Origin of the sequence: Klebsiella sp. Q11 (genome assembly GCF_964241505.1) — a bacterium.
Lineage (GTDB): Bacteria > Pseudomonadota > Gammaproteobacteria > Enterobacterales > Enterobacteriaceae > Klebsiella > Klebsiella michiganensis.
Window position 1 is genome coordinate 296,676 of record NZ_CAXSXW010000006.1, and the last position, 19,078, is coordinate 315,753.

A 19,078-nucleotide genomic window follows, 5' to 3' on the forward strand; every position below is an offset into this window, starting at 1 on the left:
CTGTACCTCGTTTAACCCGAAACGTGTTATCACATACTACGTAAATAATGGCAAGCCATTTTTAGACGGCTCTCGATCGCTCGCACAAATTATAAGGGAATCATTTGATCACCTGCACATTTATGCGACTTTGCTTCCTCTGGCTTATCCTTCTCCCTCCGCGCTGGCGCCGCTGAGACGGCCCCCTGCCTGGGAGTTTATCCGCCATTGCTCAATGACTTCAGCTTGCCGGGCCCCGCGTAGAGCCAAACTGCCAATTTTAGGGGGAGTCAGAAATCATTGCATAAAGATGCATTTAAAAGCTCATATCGATAGTTGAAAAATTGCTTTACCGGCCCATGGCATAATATCGAAGCGCGTTAATTGAAGTACTTAAAATATTGTCTATACTTCACGGCAATAATGAACGCCTGATGACAGTCAGGTCTTTCCTGTTCTTTTATTTGATGAATTAAACAAACTAATTAAAGAGAGCATAAACGCGCCGCCTCCGCTTGCCGGTGGGCAGGTTTACGGTCGGAAGAGAATTTATCGATAAGGATACGTTATACACCGGGGGAGATACAGGCGCACACCGTCACGATGTACACCTGACAATCAGATTAGCGCTCTGCGACCAGACGAATGAAGTCGTCGTCGCCTTTCCCCTTCTCGGCGATGGAAGGTTCTGCGGCACTCTCCTTCTCTGGCTCATTGGCCTCGCAGAGACGGCGCAGCAGCGCGTTTTGCCGCTTTTGCTGATCCAGCAGCGCCTGCAGCAGCGCTATCTGCTCATTAGCGCGCGAGCTGGCGCGATTAACAAAAAACCATAACAACAGGCCGACAAGCAACAGCACAACTGAAAGCGCCACGGATGCCAGGCTTACAATCCCAGGATTTAGTAACTCACTCATTTCACCACCTCAAAGAGAAGGCGTTTATTCTACCACCCGCGCGGCAGAAGAAAATCAGTCATATTAAAAATGTCTTACCAGGGAATAAATTTATTGATAGTGCAGATGCCGCTGAAGAACTGTACATCCTGATCGCACATTACGTTAAGCATCTGAGTCCATAGCAGTAAACAACCTGCGATGATGACTATCAGCAAAACCCAGCGTAATTTTTTCACTCCACACTCCGCATCAGTACCAGATGTCGCCAGGATAACATGACCTTCTTAAACCGCGGCTAACTGTAATACGAAAGGCAAGTTTAGGAATCATAGACTTGTTTCAAACGATGTTCATGCCAGAATGGACGCAAGGATAATACAAATAATGAGGCAACAATGCGATTGATCATTCGTACCATTGTGGTGCTGGCTATCTTGTGGATTGGCGTATTATTAAGCGGCTACGGCGCATTAATGGGCAGCAGTGAGAATGCCGGGGGGCTGGGATTGCAGTGTAAATATCTCACGGCTCGCGGCATCAGTACCGCACAATATGTTCATTCCAGCAGCGGTATTATCGGCATTACCGATTGCCCTATCCTGCGAAAAAGCGCCACGGTAGTCGATAACGGCTAGTCACGAACGGGCTACATACACTGTAGCCCGATTTACGCACAAGGTCAGAACGGATAATCGTTGTAGCCCATCTGTTCTGAAATTTTACGCGCCGCCGTGTGCAGCATCGCCACGTACTCGTTCAGGCGCTCCTCCGAGAAACGCAGCGTCGGGAAAGAGATACTCAGGCCCGCGATAACCACGCCGAAGCGGTCGAAAACCGGAACCCCGATGCAGCGCAGCCCCTCTTCCTGCTCTTCGTTATCTTCGCCATACCCCTGCTCGCGGACCTTATCGAGAACCGCCAGCAGCGCTTCGGTGCTGGTGATAGTTCTGTCGGTGCTGCGTTTGTACTCCACCCCTTCCAGAATCTGCTCAACCTCGGCACGATCGCGCCAGGCCAGCAGCACTTTACCGATCGCGGTGCTGTACAGCGGGTTACGACGCCCGATGCGCGAATACATGCGCAAATTGTACATTGAGTCGATTTTGTGGATGTAAACAATACTGTCTTCATCCAGGGCGCCCAGGTGGACGGTCTCTTTCGTCAGGCGTGAAAGCTCGCGCATCTGAATATCAGCGCTGCGCACCAAATCAACGTTCTGCAAAGCTCGCGCGCCAAGTTCGAAGAGTTTCAGGGTCAGAGAATATTTCTCGGACTCACCTTCCTGAGCTACGTATCCCAGCGATTTCATGGTCTGCAAAAAGCGATAAACGGTGCTTTTTGACATCATGACGCGCTGGGACAGTTCGGTAATGCCAATTTCACGCTCTTCGCCAAGCGCCTGCAGAATGCCAAAAACCTTCAATACCGAAGAGACAGAATCTGGCTGTTTATCCAAATCTGCAACTGCCATTTATCACCTCATCGCAACTGTTTTATAAAAATTAGAACCGGTTTTTATTATAAATTCGCATCCCGTTACCCGCAATCGTTCTTCTGCCGATTCGTTACAAATCTGCGACATGCCGCTGAATAATCAATGCTAAAATTATTAACCAGTTAATAGTTCCCGATAAGATACAGACTTCACATGGATAAAAACATCTCCGATGGGCTGCCTTTACCGCAGCGTTACGGCGCCATTCTGACCATTGTATTAGGCCTGGCGATGGCGGTGCTGGACGGCGCTATCGCCAACGTCGCCCTGCCGACCATCGCCAGCGATTTAAACGCATCCCCGGCCTCTTCAATCTGGATAGTCAATGCCTACCAAATCGCTATCGTTATCGCGCTGCTGCCGCTCTCTTTCCTCGGCGATATGGTCGGCTACCGGCGTATTTATAAAATCGGCCTGGTGCTTTTTACCTTTACCTCACTGGCCTGCGCGCTCTCCAGAAGCCTCGAAATGCTGACCCTGGCGCGCGTGGCGCAGGGGCTCGGCGGCGCGGCGCTGATGAGCGTGAACACCGCGCTGATTCGCCTGATTTATCCTCAGCGCTTTCTCGGCCGCGGGATGGGGATCAACTCTTTCGTGGTGGCCGTCTCCTCCGCGGCGGGGCCGACCATCGCCGCCGCGATTCTCTCAATGGCCTCATGGCAATGGCTGTTTCTGATTAACGTTCCGCTGGGGATTATTTCACTGCTTCTCGCGATGCGCTATCTGCCAGCTAACACCGGCCGCAGCAAGGCCACCCGCTTCGACCTGCCGAGCGCCATCATGAATGCCCTCACTTTTGGCTTACTGATTACCGCCCTCGGCGGGTTCGCTCAGGGCCAGTCAGGCGCGCTGGTTGCGGCGGAGGTTATGGCCATGCTGGTTGTCGGGTTCTTTTTTGTCCGCCGCCAGCTCAAAATGCCGGTCCCCCTGCTGCCGGTTGACCTGCTGCGCATTCCGCTATTCTCTCTGTCAATTTGTACGTCGATATGCTCTTTTTGCGCCCAGATGCTGGCGATGGTTTCGCTGCCGTTCTTCCTGCAGTCAATGATGGGACGTAGCGAGGTGGAAACCGGTCTGCTCCTGACGCCGTGGCCGCTGGCCACTATGGTGATGGCGCCGCTGGCGGGATATTTGATTGAGAAAGTTCACGCCGGGCTGCTGGGCGCGATGGGTCTAATCATCATGGCCTGCGGCCTGTTCGGCCTGGCTTTACTGCCCTCCGCGCCGTCGGACCTGGATATTATCTGGCGAATGGCGCTCTGCGGCGCGGGCTTTGGTCTGTTCCAGTCCCCCAACAATCACACCATCGTCTCGTCAGCGCCGGCTCATCGCAGCGGCGGCGCAAGCGGCATGCTGGGGACCGCGCGCCTGCTTGGACAGAGCACTGGCGCCGCGCTGGTGGCGCTGCTGTTTAACCTGCTGGGCGATAGCGGAACCCACACCGCGCTTCTGCTGGCCGGAACGTTTGCCATCGTCGCGGCCGCCGTCAGCGGGCTACGCGTCACGCAGCCGCGCGTCAGGCTGTAACGCAAAACCGGCATAAAAAAATCCGCAGCCCGAAGGTTGCGGATTTTTGTTTTCAGGGCCAGACGCGACGGTTATTTCAGGTATTCGCCGCTGCGCAGGGCTTCAATACGTTTATCCAGCGGCGGGTGAGTCATAAACAACTCGCTCATGGATTTCGCTTTGCCGTTAATGCAGAACGCCATCATGCTGCTGGCCTCCTGCGGCTCATAGCTGGTTTTCAGACGCTGCAGCGCGGCGATCATTTTCTCACGCCCTACCAGCTTCGCTGAACCGGCGTCCGCATGGAACTCGCGGTAGCGGGAGAACCACATGGTGATGATGCTGGCCAGAATACCAAATACCAGCTCCAGCACCGTGGCTACCGCAAAGTAGATCAGCGGGTTGCCGTTGCTGCTTTCACCTTCATCGCGGTTGCCGCCGAGGAAGCCCGCCGCAATCTGCGCGATAACGCGCGAGATAAAGATAACGAAGGTGTTCACTACCCCCTGGATCAGCGTCATGGTGACCATATCACCGTTGGCGATGTGGCTAATCTCATGGGCGATAACCGCTTCCGCTTCATCACGGCTCATGTTCTGCAGCAGCCCGGTACTGACCGCCACCAGCGACGCATCGCGGCGCGCGCCGGTCGCGAAGGCGTTAATATCCGGCGCATGGTAGATAGCGACCTGCGGCATAGCGATACCCGCCTGGCGCGCCTGCTGCGCGACGGTATTCATCAGCCAGCGCTCGGTTTCGTTACGCGGCTGCTCAATGACTTCCCCACCCACCGATTTCAGCGCCATCCATTTCGACATCAGCAGCGAAACGATTGAGCCGCCGAAACCAAACAACAGGGCCATGATCAGCAGCCCGGTCATGCTGCTTGACTGAATTCCCGTCAGGCTCAGCACCAGCCCGAACACCACCATCACTGCCAGGTTGGTCAGCAGGAAAAGCGCGATTCGCATCATAATTTTCTTTTAACCTCGATTTAACAAAACGCACTATGCGATTACCCACATGGTATGGGTAGAACGCCAATTTTCAACCATCAGGCCCCGCTAAGTCACGAGAAAGACACAACTTTACATTTTGTAGCATATTGCTGACGCTGGGCAAAAGCGTTGACATTTTGTTGAAATCAGGCAATGAACGTTGGGAAAGGCGAGAAAGAAAAACGGGCACAACTTAGTGTGCCCGTTGGGGGATTATTTACTGGCCGGAGGCTCGACCGCTGGCCGATCCTTTTCCTCATGGGCCAGGTCGAGCGCAATATGAACCGTTTCATCAAGATACGGGTCAGGCTCCTGGTAATCCTTCGGCAGATCTTCCAGTTTTTTCAGTAGCGGCTTGCCTTCGCGTTTCAGGCGATCGTTAACGCGGGCCAGACGAATTGCATCATCTTCTTCATTCTCCTTTTCACGCTGCGCGTAATTCAGGGAGACGATGTTGCGTTTGTCTTTCATCGCGTTATAGCGAGCAATGTCCTTCATGATGTACTGGAACTCAGGATCCTTGGCGATACGGGCATCGTGGCGCTTCAGCAGCTCGGGTCCGAACGGCGTCAGGTCACCATACTTCACGAAGGTTGCCGCATTGACGCTATCCCACGGCAGCGCGTTATCTTCATACTGCTCGCCGGTTTCACGCTCTTCGGTTCCGGTCGGCATCATGATGTCTGGCGTCACACCCTTGCGCTGAGTACTCCCGCCGTTAATACGGTAGAATTTCTGGATGGTGTACTGTACGGACCCCAGCGCCGGCCAGTCAGGGCGCAGCATCTGATCGTAAATGCGGTTCAGCGAACGATACTGCTGGACGGTCCCCTTGCCAAAGGTCGGCTCACCGACGATCAGCGCTCGGCCATAGTCCTGCATCGCGGCGGCGAAAATTTCAGAAGCCGAGGCGCTGAAACGGTCGACCAGCACCACCAGCGGGCCTTTGTAGTACACCACGCCGTCGGTATCGCTGTCTTCACGCACCTTACCGTTATTATCGCGAACCTGGACAACCGGGCCGGATGGAATAAACAGGCCAGAAAGCGAAACCGCTTCGGTCAGCGCCCCGCCGCCGTTGCTGCGCAGATCGATAACGATGCTGCTAACGTTCTGTTTCTCCAGTTTCTGCAGCTGAACCTTGACGTCGTCCGTCAGGCCAACATAGAAACCCGGAATATCCAGCACGCCAACCTTCTCTTTGCCGACGGTTTTGACTGACATCTTAACCGCGCGGTCTTCAAGACGAATGCGTTCGCGCGTGAGGGTCACAATCCGCGTTTTCGCGCCTTTACCCGCCGGGAGAATTTCCAGACGAACCTTGCTGCCCTTGGGACCTTTAATCAGCGCCACGACATCATCAAGACGCCAGCCGATGACATCAACCATGCCTTTACCCGGCTGCCCAACGCCAACGATACGGTCGCCCACGCTGATGGATTTACTCTTCGCCGCAGGACCACCGGCCACCAGTGAGTTGATCACCGTGTAGTCGTCATCCATCTGCAGTACCGCGCCGATACCTTCGAGAGACAGGCTCATTTCGGTGTTGAACTGTTCGGTATTGCGCGGAGAGAGATAGTTCGTATGCGGGTCGATTTCACGCGCAAAGGCGGTCATCGCCAGCGAGAAAACGTCTTCACTATTGGTTTGCGCCAGACGGCGAATGGCAAACTTGTAGCGACGGGTTAGGGTCTCGCGAATCTCTTTATCATCTTTGCCAGCCAGCTTGAGGCTGAGCTGATCAAACTTCACCTTGGCATCCCACAGCGCATTCAGCTCGGCCTCATCTTTCGGCCAGGGAGACTTGCTGCGGTCAAGGTTGAAGTTGTCATTGCCGGTAAAGTCCATCGGACGTTCCAGCACTTTCAATGCATATTGATAACGCTCAAATCGACGCTTCTGCGCCAGGTTATACAGGTCGTAAAAAACGTCCAGCTTCCCGCTGCGCAGCTCATCGCCGATTTGATTCTTTTTCGCGGCAAACTGGGCCACGTCGCTGGCTAACAGCACGTTATGGCTGTAGTCGAGCAGGTTCAGGTAGCGATCGAAAATTTTTGCCGAAAAGGCATTATCAAGATCGAACTGCCGGTAGTGAGAGCGGGTAAAGCGCGATGTGACGCGCTCGCTCACCGTCGCGTGCTGCGGCTCTTCTTTCAGCACGGGGATTTGATCGATCCGGGTGATATCGTCCACGGCGAACGACTGGCCTGCGATTACCAGCAGGCCCGCCAACGCGGTGAGCTTAAAGAATTTGTTCATGCCTGGCCCGGCCTCCGTTTCAGAACACCAGGTGTTCTGCGCGTACAATCATTGACATACCAGAAGTCAGCTGTACACGAACGCCATCTTTGGTGATTTCCAGGACGGTGGCGTCCATTGCATTATTGCCTGCTTTCACCTTCAGTGCCTGGCCAACGGTCAATACAGACACATCTGATACAGGGGTATGACGCTCTTCGCGCGGCGCTTTGGCTGCTGCTGCCGGGCGAGGTTTACGCTGCTCAGCGCCGTCTTTACGACGCGCCTGAGGCTGAGGACGCGGTTTACGCTCGCGACGTGCCCCCTCTTCCGGCTGGCCTGCTGCGGCAGCGGCTTCGCGTTTTTTGGCCTGCTGCGCTTCGCGCTGCGCCTGGACGCGGGCTTTTGCTTCTTCAAGCTGCTGACGGGCATGAGCGACGTGCTGCTCTTCCAGTTCGCCGCACGGGTTGCCATCAAGGTCAACGCGGACTGCGCCAGGCTTAACGCCGTACAGGTAGCGCCAGCTCGAAGTATAAAGACGCAAAGCAGCGCGAAGTTGGGTTTTGCTGAGATTCATCTCTCCGCCAACGCGCTCAACGAGATCCTGAAAAATACCGACTTTCAGGGGGCGAGCTTCGCCTTCAGCGCTAAAACACTGAGGGAAACGTTCGGCCAGAAACGCAATGACTTCTTTACTGCTATTCAACTTAGGTTGATTTTCCATGAAATTTCCTGATTACAACGGACGTAGCCAACAAGCCGCAGGCATGAACAGGCGTCATTATAATGACGTCATCGGTAAATGCTACGTTATCCGTTGATTATCCTGCGACGCGGGTGAATATTTTTTGATAATCAGTCGCAGAAATGAGTTTTTCCAGATGCGCGACCAGTTCTGCCAGTCCCTGCTCATCTTCAGCGGTGAAGCGGGAATGCGCCGTGCTATCGATATCCAGGACGCCGATAGTTTGATTGTTCACCCGTAACGGGAAGACAATTTCCGAATTACTGGCGGCGTCACAGGCGATGTGCCCATCAAACGCGTGAACATCCTCTACCCGCTGCACGCGATTCTGCGCGACGGCAGTCCCGCATACGCCGCGTCCGACCGGAATCCGCACGCAGGCCAGCTTGCCCTGGAACGGGCCAAGCACCAGCGTGTCACCTTCCAGAAGATAGAAACCGGCCCAGTTCACGTCGGTCAGCCGCTCGAACAGCAGCGCGCTGGTATTTGAAATCATCGCCAGAAAACTGGTTTCGCCTGCCATTAACGCCTGAAAATCGCGGTTCAAATCCGCGTAGAATTCTGATTTGTTCATTATTTGGTCGCTTAGTTGTCTTACTACCTTACACTTACAGCCTAATAAAATAAGCTTTAAATGCATTCATGCTCAAGATGAATTCATTCCTGAGTTAAGATAGAGAGATACACTCATTTCTGTAAGCTATAAATGCCACTAAAAACACCCAGGATTACGCCAGCAAAAAAAATGGTCGTCTACTCGGTCAGCGCCCCCGTTGAGCACGCTCACTATCAGCGCTGTCCGCAGTGCGACCTGCTGTTTCGTTTACCGGTCCTAAAAAAGAATCAAAGCGCCTGGTGTCCCCGCTGCAACGCCAAAGTGCGCGATGGCCGCGACTGGTCGCTTACCCGGCTGGGCAGCATGGCAATCGCGATGCTGCTGCTGATGCCTTTTGCCTGGAGCGAACCGCTGCTGCGTTTGCATCTGCTGGGCGTGCGTATCGACGCTAACGTCCTTCAGGGCATCTGGCAAATGACCGGCCAGGGCGATCCGCTCACGGCGGCGATGGTGCTGTTTTGCGCGGTCGTGGCGCCGGTGCTGCTGGTGGTCTCAATCGCCTATCTGTGGCTGGGCAACGTGCTGGGCATGAATCTGCGCCCGATACTGCTGATGCTGGAGCGGCTCAAAGAGTGGGTGATGCTGGATATTTACCTGGTCGGCATCGGCGTCGCCTCCATTAAGGTGCAGGATTACGCCTTCCTGCAGCCGGGCATCGGGCTTATCGCCTATATCTCCCTCACCCTGCTCAGTATCCTGACGCTTATCCATATGAACGTTGAGGAGCTCTGGGAGCGTTTTTACCCCCAGCGCCCGGCGCTGCGGCCGGATGAAAACCTGCAGGTTTGCCTCGGCTGCCATTATACCGGCCATCGCGATTCGCGCGGCCGCTGCCGTCGCTGCCACACTCCCCTGCGCCACAGACGCCGCCAGAGCCTGCAAAAGAGCTGGGCTGCGCTGATTGCGTCAATGGTTTTCCTGCTGCCTGCCAACCTGCTGCCGATCTCGATTATCTACGTCAACGGCGCGCGTCAGGATGACACCATCCTTTCCGGCATTATGTCGCTGGCCAGCAGCAACGTCGCTATCGCCGGCGTCGTGTTCATCGCCAGTATTCTGGTCCCATTCACCAAAGTAATTGTATTGTTTACGCTGCTGGTCAGCATACAATTCAAGTGTGAACAGGGATTACGTACCCGCATCCTGCTACTGCGGCTGATTACCTGGATCGGCCGCTGGTCTATGTTGGATCTTTTTGTCATCGCATTAACCATGTCGCTGATCAACCGCGATCAGCTCCTCGCGTTTACGATGGGGCCCGCCGCGGTCTATTTTGGCGCCGCGGTAATATTAACTATCCTTGCTGTTGAATGGCTGGACAGCCGCTTACTTTGGGACGCACATGAGTCAGGAAACGCCCGCTTCGCCGACTGAAGCCAAAATTAAAACTAAACGCCGTATCTCGCCATTTTGGCTGCTGCCGGTCATCGCGCTGCTGATTGCCGGCTGGCTGATATGGACCAGCTACCAGGATCGCGGTACGACGATCGTTATCGACTTCCAGTCCGCTAACGGTATCGTTCCTGGCCGCACGCCTATCCGCTATCAGGGGGTAGAAGTCGGTACGGTGGAGAACATCTCGCTGAGTAAAGATCTGAGCAAAATTGAGGTTTCCGCCAGCGTCAAGGGCGATATGAAAGATGCGCTGCGCAAGGAGACGCAGTTCTGGCTGGTGACGCCGAAAGCCTCGCTTGCTGGCGTGTCCGGCCTGGATGCGCTGGTGGGCGGTAACTATATCGGCATGATGCCCGGCCAGGGCGAGCCCGAGGATCACTTTGTCGCCCTCGATACCCAGCCGAAGTACCACATCAATAACGGCGAGCTGATGATTCATCTCAAGTCAGCGGATTTGGGTTCGTTAACCAGCGGCTCGCTGGTCTACTTCCGTAAGATTCCGGTCGGCCGGGTATATGACTACGCCATTAATCCGAACAATCAGGGCGTCACCATTGATGTGCTGATCGAGCGGCGTTTCACTAACCTGGTGAAAAAAGAGAGCCGTTTCTGGAACGTATCCGGCGTGAAGGCGGACGTCAGCCTGAGCGGAGCGAAAGTCCAGCTGGACAGCCTCTCGGCGCTGGTGAACGGCGCTATCGCCTTTGATTCCCCGGATGATTCTCCACAGGCTCAGCAAAACACGGACTATCACTTATACGAAGACCTGGCGCACAGCCAGCGCGGCGTGGTGGTTAAACTGGATCTCCCGGATGGCGCAGGCTTAAAAGCGGGCTCTACGCCGCTGATGTACCAGGGCCTGGAGGTCGGCCAGCTCAGTAAGCTGAATCTCAATGGCGACGGGAAAGTGACCGGCGAAATGACCGTCGACCCGAGCGTCGTCAGCCTGCTGCGCGAGAAGACGCTGATTCAGATGAAGAAGCCAAAAATCTCGCTGGATAACCCCAGCGTCAGCGCCCTGCTGACCGGCACCACCTTCGAGCTGGTCCCCGGCGAGGGTGAACCCCGCAACCAGTTTGCGGTGCTGCCTGCCGATAAATCCATTCTGGAAGAACCGGATGTCGCGACCGTCACGCTCACCGCGCCGGAAAGCTACGGCATCGACGCCGGGCAGCCGCTGATTCTGCACGGCGTGCAGATTGGCCAGGTTCTGGAGCGCAAGCTGAACGCCGATGGCGTCACGTTCCAGGTGGCGGTGATGCCGGAGTACCGTTCTCTGGTACGCGGCGATAGCAAATTCGTGGTCAACAGCCGCATCGACGTTAAAGTCGGCATCGATGGCGTGGAGTTCCTCGGGGCCAGCGCCAGCGAATGGGTCAGCGGCGGGATCCGCGTTATCCCGGGCGACAAAGGGGCGATGCAAAGCCGCTATCCGCTGTACGCGAACCAGGAAAAGGCGCTGGAAAACAGCATGAGCGATCTGCCGACCACCACGCTTACGCTCTCAGCCGAGACGCTGCCGGATGTGCAGGCAGGCTCCGTGGTGCTGTACCGTAAATTTGCGGTCGGGGAAATCATCACCGTGCAGCCGCGCAAGAACGCCTTTGAGATCAATATCCATATCAAGCCGGAGTATCGCCATCTGCTGACCAGCAACAGCGTGTTCTGGGCCGAGGGCGGCGCGAAAGTGCAGCTTAACGGTAGCGGCCTGACGGTACAGGCATCCCCGCTCTCCCGCGCGCTGAAGGGCGCGATTAGCTTTGATAACCTCAGCGGCGCCAGCGCCAGCGCGCGGATCGATAACAAACGCGTGCTGTATGCGTCAGAAACCGCCGCCCGCGCGGTGGGTGGGCAGATAACCCTGCACGCCTTCGACGCCGGTAAAATCGCCGAAGGGATGCCAATTCGCTACCTGGGGATTGATATTGGCCAGATCCAGTCGCTGAATTTAATTACCGCGAAAAACGAAGTGCAGGCGAAAGCGGTTCTCTACCCGGAATACGTCAATACCTTTGCCCGCGCCGGGACGCGTTTCTCGGTGATTACGCCGCAGATATCCGCGGCGGGCGTTGAACATCTGGATACCCTTTTCCAGGCCTATATCAACGTCGAGCCGGGACGCGGTGCGCCGCGCCGTGATTTCGAAATTCAGGAAACCACGATCAGCGATTCACGTTATATCGACGGCCTGAGCATTATCGTCGAAGTACCGGAAGCGGGTTCGCTGGGTATCGGCACGCCGGTGCTATTCCGCGGGCTCGAAGTCGGCACGGTGACCGGTCTGATGCTCGGTTCGATGTCGGATCGCGTGATGGTACAGCTGCGTATCAGCAAGCGTTATCAGTATCTGGTGCGCAACAACTCGGTATTCTGGCTGGCTTCCGGCTATAGCCTCGACTTTGGCCTGATTGGCGGGGTGGTGAAAACCGGTACCTTTAATCAGTTCATTCGCGGCGGCATCGCGTTTGCGACGCCTCCGGGTACGCCGCTGGCGCCGAAAGCGCAGGATGGCAAACACTTCCTGCTGCTGGAGAGCGAACCGAAAGAGTGGCGCGAATGGGGCACCGCCCTGCCGCGCTAAGCATAACAGGCTCCGGTGTCCGCCGCCGGAGCCTTTATGGTAAACTACGCCCCCTTTTTTCGTTGTGGTGCGCTCCCCGTGGCTCAAAACGCTGTCTATCTTCCTGAAGAATTCCTCGCTCAAATGCGTGCGGCAATGCCGACGCATCTCTCTTTTGACGACTTTATCGCCGCCTGCCAGCGCCCGCTGCGGCGAAGCATTCGCGTCAATACGCTGAAAATCACGGTGGCTGATTTTTTGCAGCTGGTCGCCCCCTACCGCTGGCAGCTCACGCCGGTTCCGTGGTGCGAAGAGGGTTTCTGGATCGAGCGTGAAGATGAAGACGACCTGCCGCTGGGCAGCACGGCCGAGCACCTTAGCGGGCTGTTTTACATTCAGGAAGCCAGCTCCATGCTGCCGGTCGCCGCGCTGTTTGCCGACGGCCAGATGCCGAAGCGGGTGATGGACGTCGCCGCCGCGCCGGGTTCTAAAACCACGCAAATCGCCGCCCGCATGGGTAACGAAGGCGGCATTCTGGCCAATGAATATTCCGCCAGCCGGGTTAAAGTCCTGCACGCCAACATCAGCCGCTGTGGAATCAGCAACGTGGCGCTGACCCATTTCGATGGTCGGGTATTCGGCGCCGCGCTGCCGGAATGCTTTGACGCGATCCTGCTCGACGCCCCCTGCTCCGGCGAAGGGGTAGTACGTAAAGATCCCGATGCGCTGAAAAACTGGTCGCCGGAAAGCAACGCGGAAATTGCGGTGACCCAGCACGAGCTGATTGACAGCGCGTTTCACGCCCTTCGCCCCGGCGGGACGCTGGTTTACTCCACCTGTACCCTGAACCGGCAAGAAAACGAAGAGGTGGTCAACGGGCTGCTGGCGCGCTATCCGCAGGCGGTAGAAGTCTTGCCGCTCGGCTCACTGTTCCCGCAGGCCAGCGAAGCCCTCACCGAGGAGGGCTTCCTGCACGTCTTCCCGCAAATTTTTGACTGCGAAGGGTTCTTCGTCGCCCGTTTACGTAAAACCGCGGCCATCGATCCTCTCCCGGCGCCGGGTTATAAAGTGGGGAAATTCCCCTTCACGCCGCTTAAAACCCGCGAATCCGCCGCCGTAATTGCCGCCGCCGCCGCCGTCGGTTTGCAGTGGACCGCCGACCATACGCTCTGGCAGCGCGATAAAGAAATCTGGTTATTCCCACAGGCGCTCGAAGCGTTATTCGGCAAAGTGCGCTTTTCCCGCATCGGCATCCGGCTCGCCGAAACCCATAACAAAGGCTACCGCTGGCAGCACGAAGCGGTGATTGCGCTTGCCGCGCCGGCCGCTCCCCTGGCGCTGACGGAGGCCGAAGCGGAAGAGTGGTATCGCGGTCGCGATATCTATCCTGAAACGCTCCCGCAGAAGGATGATGCGATTGTCACCTATCAGGGCGCGCCGATCGGGCTGGCGAAAAAAGTCGGGTCGCGTTTAAAAAATAGCTATCCCCGCGAACTGGTGCGTGACGGTAAGCTTTTTAGCAAAAAAGCGTGATGGCGCGTCGAAAAACAGCATTTTTTCACTGGCGCTTTACGCCCGTTTGTCTACGCTGAAAAATGGCGGCCTTAACTGGTCGTACCACAACTCAGCAGACAAACGGGGTGAATTTATGGCCAAAACTAACGTACGTATCGGCGCGTTTGAGATAGACGACGCCGAACTGCACGGCGAACAGCAGGGAGAGCGAACGTTAAGCATCCCCTGTAAATCCGATCCGGATTTATGCATGCAGCTTGATGCATGGGACGCGGATACCAGCGTACCCGCCATACTTGATGGTGAACATTCCGTCCTCTACCGTAAGCACTACGATCGCCAGTCCGATGCCTGGGTCATGCGCCTCGCCTGACTCAATTGAACCCGTCGCCTGAGACGGGTTATTTATTTCCCCGCTTCTCCGTCATCTCCTACACTTAACGCTATGTTTTTCAGGATATGAGGCTCGGATGTTTGCCTTAGTGCTGTTTATTTGTTACCTGGACGGCGGCTGTGAAGATATCGTTGTCGATGTTTACGATAACGAGCGGCAGTGCACAACGGCCATGGACGATCAGCGGATACGCCACGGCGGCTGCTTTCCGGTAGAAGATTTTATCGATAGTTTCTGGCTTCCCGCCCGAGAATACAGCGATTTTTAGCCTGCCAGCTGTAGCGCCACCAGGGTTAGCTCTCCACCAAACACGGCCCCCGTATCGATATAGTGCTGGTTATCGCTGTCGTAGCGTCGTTTCAGCGGCGTATGGCCGAACCAGAAATGGTCAGCGCCGGCAATCGCCCCGTGACGCCCGGCGAGATGGTCAGTGAGACGCTGCCGACGCCACAGCACCTGGTGCTCATCAACAACGCGCTGCCAGCGATAAACCGCGGCGGGGTAATCAGCGTGGGCAATCACGTGCACCTGCTCACCGCTGTGGAGTTCAATAATCAGCGGCAGTCGGCGGCAGCGGGCAATAAGCGCCGTAAGGCGTTGCTTTTGGCTCGCCGCACGCTGCGTATACCAGTCGCCTCCGTTCATCTCCCAGAGCCTCATATCGCCGTCGGCAAGCGCCTCCAGCGCCATCTGTTCATGGTTTCCACGCACCGCGTAAACCCAGCGATAGCGCAGTAAATCCAGACACTCCGCGCTTTGTGGCCCACGATCGATCAGATCGCCCACCGAAAGAAGCAGATCCTGGTAAGGGTCAAACTTGCGCTCACGAAGGGCCGCCATCAGGCGTGCGAAACAGCCGTGCAGGTCGCCCACCAGCCAGATATTACGCCAGTCGCAACCGTAAATACGCTGATACATATTTCGTCCTCCTCGCATAATTATAGGAAAACCCTGCGGCTTCACCGCCCGTAAATTGGCACCTCAATCGATTTTAAACGAAAGCCAAATATAGTCCGGCCGGGCATTAAGCTCCCCACGATATATCCATAGAATAGAGGCTAAATAACACCGAGGTATTCATCGTGACGGATAACAGCCTGCATTCAGCCAGCGTAGTTGAGCGACGCCCAAATCTCATTGCCGATCTGGTGATGGGCCGGATCACCCCCGCCCCCATCTGGCAACAACGTCATTACCGGCTTAAGTTTTTACTGCGCACGGCATTATTTTATGCGCCAACGCGCAGCATGCTGGAGAGCCTGTCGGCGCGTGCGGATTTCAATCAGCTGCTCGCCGCTCAGGTGACGCTGCCGGGTAAAGTCCATCGCCAGTATTTAACCCGCGGGTTAAACGCCAGCCAGCGCGCTCAGGCCATTATCAGCCACTATCAGTTCGTTGATTCCCTGGGCGCCTCGCGCCTCGCCGGGGCCATGACCGCCGCGAAAGATGTGCCGCTGCTTGAGCTGACAGGCAAAGACGACTGCCGGTTTACGCTCTCCGCTTCCTCGGCGGGCAAAGCCGAACGCGAGGGCGAAACGACGCTGTGGCTGCGCGATAGCGATGAGATTGTGCTTGCCAGCGCGACCTTTAGCGTCACCCGCCAGCAGGAGCAATGGCAGTTGACTATCGGCGGCCTGCAGGGACCGCGCAGCACCGTTCCGCACGAAGTGATTAAACGGGCGACCCGCGCCTGTTACGGCCTGTTCCCGAAACGCCTGCTGATGGAATTTATCTGGTTAATGGCGGCGCGTTGCAACATTCATCACATTTACGGGGTCAGCGACAGCGGCCACGTCTTCCGCGCGCTGCGCTATCGGCTGAGTAAAGGGCGCCATTTTCACGCCAGCTATAACGAGTTCTGGCACTCTATCGATGGGGTCGCCGACGGCGCCTGGCGCTGGCGCCTGCCGCTGCAGCTGGAAAGAAAGACGCTTGAGAGCATCGCCAGTAAGAAACGCGCCGAATATCGTCGCCGCTTCCAGCTGCTGGATGATATGGCCGCTCAGATGGCGATACTCATGGATTAGCTCTCCCGCCGCTTCGCCAACGCCGTTTAGCACAACGGCGTTTGCATCTTCAACGGCGCTTTAGTTACTATCATAACTTCGTTGTACTCCTTGCGGACGGCTAGTGAAGTTATGAGCAAAACAGAATTACTCCTGCTGGCTATCCTGTTGATTATTTTGACCGCTGCTCTGTGGTTTATTTTTAGCGGACAAATATGGTTTCTGGTGAGCTTTCTGGAAACATGGCTGTACCCCTCTTTTGTGGCGCCAGAATAAATCGTTGCCCATTATTTTCACGCCGTCGTTCGCCCCCTTCGCCTCCCTGACAATAACCCATAGCGCGATCAGAAGAATAACCGCCAAAAAAGTGAAAAACCGTCTCTTATCTATTATTTCATTTGTCATACAAATGTGTATACTGGGTCACTTCCGATGTTGGCCCGTAAAGTTCACCTGCACTATGGGCCTGATTTTGTGCAGGTGTTTTCTCCTCGCCCTTGCTCAACGGCACCTCCAGTGTCTATACCCGCCTTTTTGTCCAGATTTTTTGTTGCAAACTTTGCGCCAGATTGTGATTTAAGAAAAAATCGCCCTATTTTCACGCCCCTTCAAAACACAATTAAAAAACATAACACCAACAATTAATTAACAAAAAGAGTTTTCATCCACATAAAAGGCATAAATACAGAACAACAATCCAATAAAAAACACATAACCAGCCATAAATACAAAATTACACATATCTAGCAGGAGTAGTTATACGTTAACCAACAAAACCGCGGCACTTAATCGGTGACCAACGTCTATCGCTACATTGTTGTTTTTCTTCAGCGGCTTTCCACTAAGAGGTTCTCTATGAACGTCACAACGATCTCGCGCAGTCTCCTGGGCGGCTTACTGAGCGCCATAGTTATTCTTCAACCGGCTTCTGCAGCGGGAACCTTAAGCGGCCAGATTGGCGTCCAGGTGACGCTCGGCAGCGGATGCAGCGTATCGAATGTCCGCAATGGCGAAAACAACCGCTGGGGCAACATTAATTTCGGCTCCTATGGCGATTTAGCCAACTCCATTGATGCGGAGATCACCGGCAGCGGCGGCGGAAGCGCCCTAACCGTGACCTGCACCGAGGATCTTGCCTCGACCCTGACGCTTGACGGCGGCCAGTCTGGCGATGCTGCGCTGCGCTATATGAAAAACGCCGGTGGCACCCAGCAGATTGCCTATCGGCTCTATTCGGATGCCGCCCGCAATAACGAAATCCTGCCTGGCGGCACGATACCTATCGTTGGCACAGGGAATCCACAGGCGATTCCTGTTTTTGCCCGCATTCGCCCCGAAGACCAGAGCGTCAACGCGCCGACAGCCGATGTGTATGACGACATTGTCACCGCGACCTTAGCCTGGTAACCGCATAAGGAAAATGGGCGTCATGCTTCGACCAGAGTGGCTTACATTACTTCTGCTTTTTACCTCGGGCGCCCATGCCGCCGTTGCCCAAAAGACGTTCAAAGTCTCCGCGCAGATAACCGCTGGCTGCGCGCTGGGCGCCGGGGACGGCTCCCAAACGACGGACTTCGGCACGCTGAATTTTGGCACCCTGTCATCGCTTTACAGCAACGTGGATGTCGCGAGTACCGCCGGCGCAGGTTCCATCATCGTGACCTGCACGCCCGGCACCGCTATTTCAATCGCCCTCGACTATGGCGTCAACGGCGGCTCAGCCACTCAGCGCTACATGTCGAACGGCAACAGCAGCACGCTGGCGTACCAGCTTTATCAAGACGCCAACCGCGCTAACGTTTGGGGCAGCAGTACGCTGGCCCTGAGCGTCGCATCCTTTCCGAGCACCACGCAAACCTACACGGTTTATGGCCGCCTTTTTGCCACGAATGGCTTCCCGGCGGTGGGCTCCTATACCGACACGGTCACCGTCACGCTGACCTATTAGATAATTCACAGGTTAACTATGATTCGCTGTAGATTTGCGCCGTTTATATTCGCTTTATTGCTTCCCTCATCCGTGCTGGCCGCCAGCTCCGTTCTGGTATGGCCGATATTTCAAACGATCGAAAGCCATGAAACAGGGTCTGAACTGTGGCTGGAGAATCGCGGCAGCGCGCCGGTTAATTTGCAGCTGCGCGTGTTTGCCTGGGATCAAAAAGCATCAGCGGACGTCTACGCCGATCAGCGGGATGTTGTCGCCAGCCCGCCTTTTACCACGGTAGCGCCGGGGCAGCGCCAGCTGGTGCGGCTCATGCGCGTCGCCCCCATCGCAAACGGCAAAGAGCAGTCCTATCGCATTGTTATCGATGAGATCCCTGCCGCGCAACCCGCGGCGCAGACGGAACAGAACGCCGCCGGGCTGAAAATGCGCATGCGCTATGTCCTGCCGCTGTTTACCTATGGGCAGGGCGTCACGCCGCTAAAGAACGCGGGTTCAGTCGAACCGGTAAGGGCCACGCTGCGCTGGTCGCTCTCGCAGCAAAATAACCGCCAGACGCTGTGCATCGAAAACAGAGGCAATCAGCACGCGCGCCTCAGCGCGGTTTACTGGGCGAACGCGAACGGTAAGGGGCGCATTCCCCAGGCTAATGGTCTTCTCGGCTACGTTCTGGCGCAGAAAAAGAGCTGTTTCCCGAGCGCCGGAAACGCTTCCGTGCCGTCAGGAATGCATCTGTTCGCGAAATTAACGGATAACGGTCAGGCGGTGGAAATTCCGGCGAATCGTTAAA

Annotated in this window: 20 protein-coding genes; 12 read left to right on the forward strand and 8 right to left on the reverse strand. The window is 55.8% G+C overall.

The window, feature by feature from the left end:
• Positions 1-602 precede the first annotated feature (602 nt).
• Both ACESQ2_RS12220 and mgrB read right to left on the reverse strand, forming a co-directional pair.
• Positions 603-893 (reverse strand): YebO family protein, encoded by a 291-nt coding sequence (locus tag ACESQ2_RS12220; protein ID WP_004103312.1) that lies wholly within the window; start codon positions 891-893, stop codon positions 603-605.
• A gap of 74 nt (positions 894-967) precedes the next feature.
• On the reverse strand, positions 968-1,111 hold the full coding sequence (mgrB, locus tag ACESQ2_RS12225; protein ID WP_002911375.1) for a PhoP/PhoQ regulator MgrB: 144 nt from the start codon (positions 1,109-1,111) through the stop codon (positions 968-970).
• A 159-nt stretch (positions 1,112-1,270) separates the two neighbouring features.
• Between mgrB and ACESQ2_RS12230 the strand changes: the two genes are divergently transcribed.
• A complete protein-coding gene (locus ACESQ2_RS12230) occupies positions 1,271-1,510 on the forward strand; it encodes a YobH family protein (RefSeq protein WP_373170555.1) in 240 nt (79 codons plus the stop codon).
• A 44-nt stretch (positions 1,511-1,554) separates the two neighbouring features.
• Here ACESQ2_RS12230 and kdgR read toward each other — a convergent pair whose 3' ends face one another.
• Complete coding sequence (gene kdgR / locus ACESQ2_RS12235; RefSeq protein ID WP_014229821.1) at positions 1,555-2,346, reverse strand: DNA-binding transcriptional regulator KdgR; 792 nt, start codon at positions 2,344-2,346, stop codon at positions 1,555-1,557.
• A gap of 177 nt (positions 2,347-2,523) precedes the next feature.
• Between kdgR and ACESQ2_RS12240 the strand changes: the two genes are divergently transcribed.
• Positions 2,524-3,897, forward strand: a complete 1,374-nt coding sequence (locus ACESQ2_RS12240; RefSeq protein WP_085520887.1) for an MFS transporter — start codon at positions 2,524-2,526, stop codon at positions 3,895-3,897.
• Positions 3,898-3,968: 71 nt separating this feature from the next.
• Here ACESQ2_RS12240 and htpX read toward each other — a convergent pair whose 3' ends face one another.
• From htpX to ACESQ2_RS12260, 4 genes are all read right to left on the reverse strand, one after another.
• Positions 3,969-4,850: a protease HtpX gene (gene htpX, locus ACESQ2_RS12245; RefSeq protein ID WP_014229823.1), complete on the reverse strand. Its 882-nt coding sequence runs from the start codon at positions 4,848-4,850 to the stop codon at positions 3,969-3,971.
• A 237-nt stretch (positions 4,851-5,087) separates the two neighbouring features.
• Positions 5,088-7,136: a carboxy terminal-processing peptidase gene (gene prc, locus ACESQ2_RS12250; protein ID WP_014229824.1), complete on the reverse strand. Its 2,049-nt coding sequence runs from the start codon at positions 7,134-7,136 to the stop codon at positions 5,088-5,090.
• Between the two features lie 19 nt (positions 7,137-7,155).
• Positions 7,156-7,839, reverse strand: coding sequence for an RNA chaperone ProQ (gene proQ, locus ACESQ2_RS12255; RefSeq protein WP_004852059.1), 684 nt, complete (start codon positions 7,837-7,839; stop codon positions 7,156-7,158).
• A 97-nt stretch (positions 7,840-7,936) separates the two neighbouring features.
• Positions 7,937-8,434 (reverse strand): GAF domain-containing protein, encoded by a 498-nt coding sequence (locus ACESQ2_RS12260; protein WP_014229825.1) that lies wholly within the window; start codon positions 8,432-8,434, stop codon positions 7,937-7,939.
• Between the two features lie 132 nt (positions 8,435-8,566).
• Between ACESQ2_RS12260 and yebS the strand changes: the two genes are divergently transcribed.
• From yebS to ACESQ2_RS12285, 5 genes are all read left to right on the forward strand, one after another.
• Complete coding sequence (gene yebS, locus ACESQ2_RS12265; protein WP_025106140.1) at positions 8,567-9,850, forward strand: membrane integrity lipid transport subunit YebS; 1,284 nt, start codon at positions 8,567-8,569, stop codon at positions 9,848-9,850.
• A complete protein-coding gene (locus ACESQ2_RS12270) occupies positions 9,819-12,452 on the forward strand; it encodes a PqiB family protein (RefSeq protein ID WP_025106139.1) in 2,634 nt (877 codons plus the stop codon). Before yebS ends, ACESQ2_RS12270 begins: the two co-directional genes overlap by 32 nt.
• Positions 12,453-12,530: 78 nt before the next feature.
• The gene (gene rsmF / locus ACESQ2_RS12275) at positions 12,531-13,964 is read left to right on the forward strand and encodes a 16S rRNA (cytosine(1407)-C(5))-methyltransferase RsmF (RefSeq protein WP_071957332.1); all 1,434 of its coding nucleotides are present in this window, start codon (positions 12,531-12,533) and stop codon (positions 13,962-13,964) included.
• Between the two features lie 115 nt (positions 13,965-14,079).
• Positions 14,080-14,319, forward strand: coding sequence for a YebV family protein (locus ACESQ2_RS12280; protein WP_004852069.1), 240 nt, complete (start codon positions 14,080-14,082; stop codon positions 14,317-14,319).
• 97 nt (positions 14,320-14,416) lie between these two features.
• Entirely contained in the window at positions 14,417-14,608 is a 192-nt protein-coding gene (locus ACESQ2_RS12285; RefSeq protein WP_004122014.1) for a YebW family protein, read from the forward strand.
• Here ACESQ2_RS12285 and pphA read toward each other — a convergent pair.
• Complete coding sequence (gene pphA / locus ACESQ2_RS12290; RefSeq protein ID WP_025106137.1) at positions 14,605-15,258, reverse strand: protein-serine/threonine phosphatase; 654 nt, start codon at positions 15,256-15,258, stop codon at positions 14,605-14,607. The genes ACESQ2_RS12285 and pphA overlap by 4 nt on opposite strands.
• 164 nt (positions 15,259-15,422) lie before the next feature.
• On the opposite strand from pphA, the gene ACESQ2_RS12295 reads away from it, so the two are divergent.
• The 5 genes from ACESQ2_RS12295 to ACESQ2_RS12315 all read left to right on the forward strand — a co-directional run bounded on the left by ACESQ2_RS12295 (position 15,423) and on the right by ACESQ2_RS12315 (position 19,077).
• Positions 15,423-16,367 (forward strand): VirK/YbjX family protein, encoded by a 945-nt coding sequence (locus tag ACESQ2_RS12295; RefSeq protein WP_373170560.1) that lies wholly within the window; start codon positions 15,423-15,425, stop codon positions 16,365-16,367.
• Positions 16,368-16,478: 111 nt separating this feature from the next.
• The gene (locus tag ACESQ2_RS12300) at positions 16,479-16,622 is read left to right on the forward strand and encodes an Ecr family regulatory small membrane protein (protein WP_009651986.1); all 144 of its coding nucleotides are present in this window, start codon (positions 16,479-16,481) and stop codon (positions 16,620-16,622) included.
• A gap of 579 nt (positions 16,623-17,201) precedes the next feature.
• Positions 17,202-17,753, forward strand: a complete 552-nt coding sequence (locus ACESQ2_RS12305) for a spore coat U domain-containing protein (RefSeq protein ID WP_046878047.1) — start codon at positions 17,202-17,204, stop codon at positions 17,751-17,753.
• A 22-nt stretch (positions 17,754-17,775) separates the two neighbouring features.
• Positions 17,776-18,294, forward strand: a complete 519-nt coding sequence (locus tag ACESQ2_RS12310) for a spore coat U domain-containing protein (protein WP_004852079.1) — start codon at positions 17,776-17,778, stop codon at positions 18,292-18,294.
• A gap of 18 nt (positions 18,295-18,312) precedes the next feature.
• Positions 18,313-19,077: a molecular chaperone gene (locus ACESQ2_RS12315; RefSeq protein WP_032750381.1), complete on the forward strand. Its 765-nt coding sequence runs from the start codon at positions 18,313-18,315 to the stop codon at positions 19,075-19,077.
• Position 19,078: the final 1 nt, after the last annotated feature.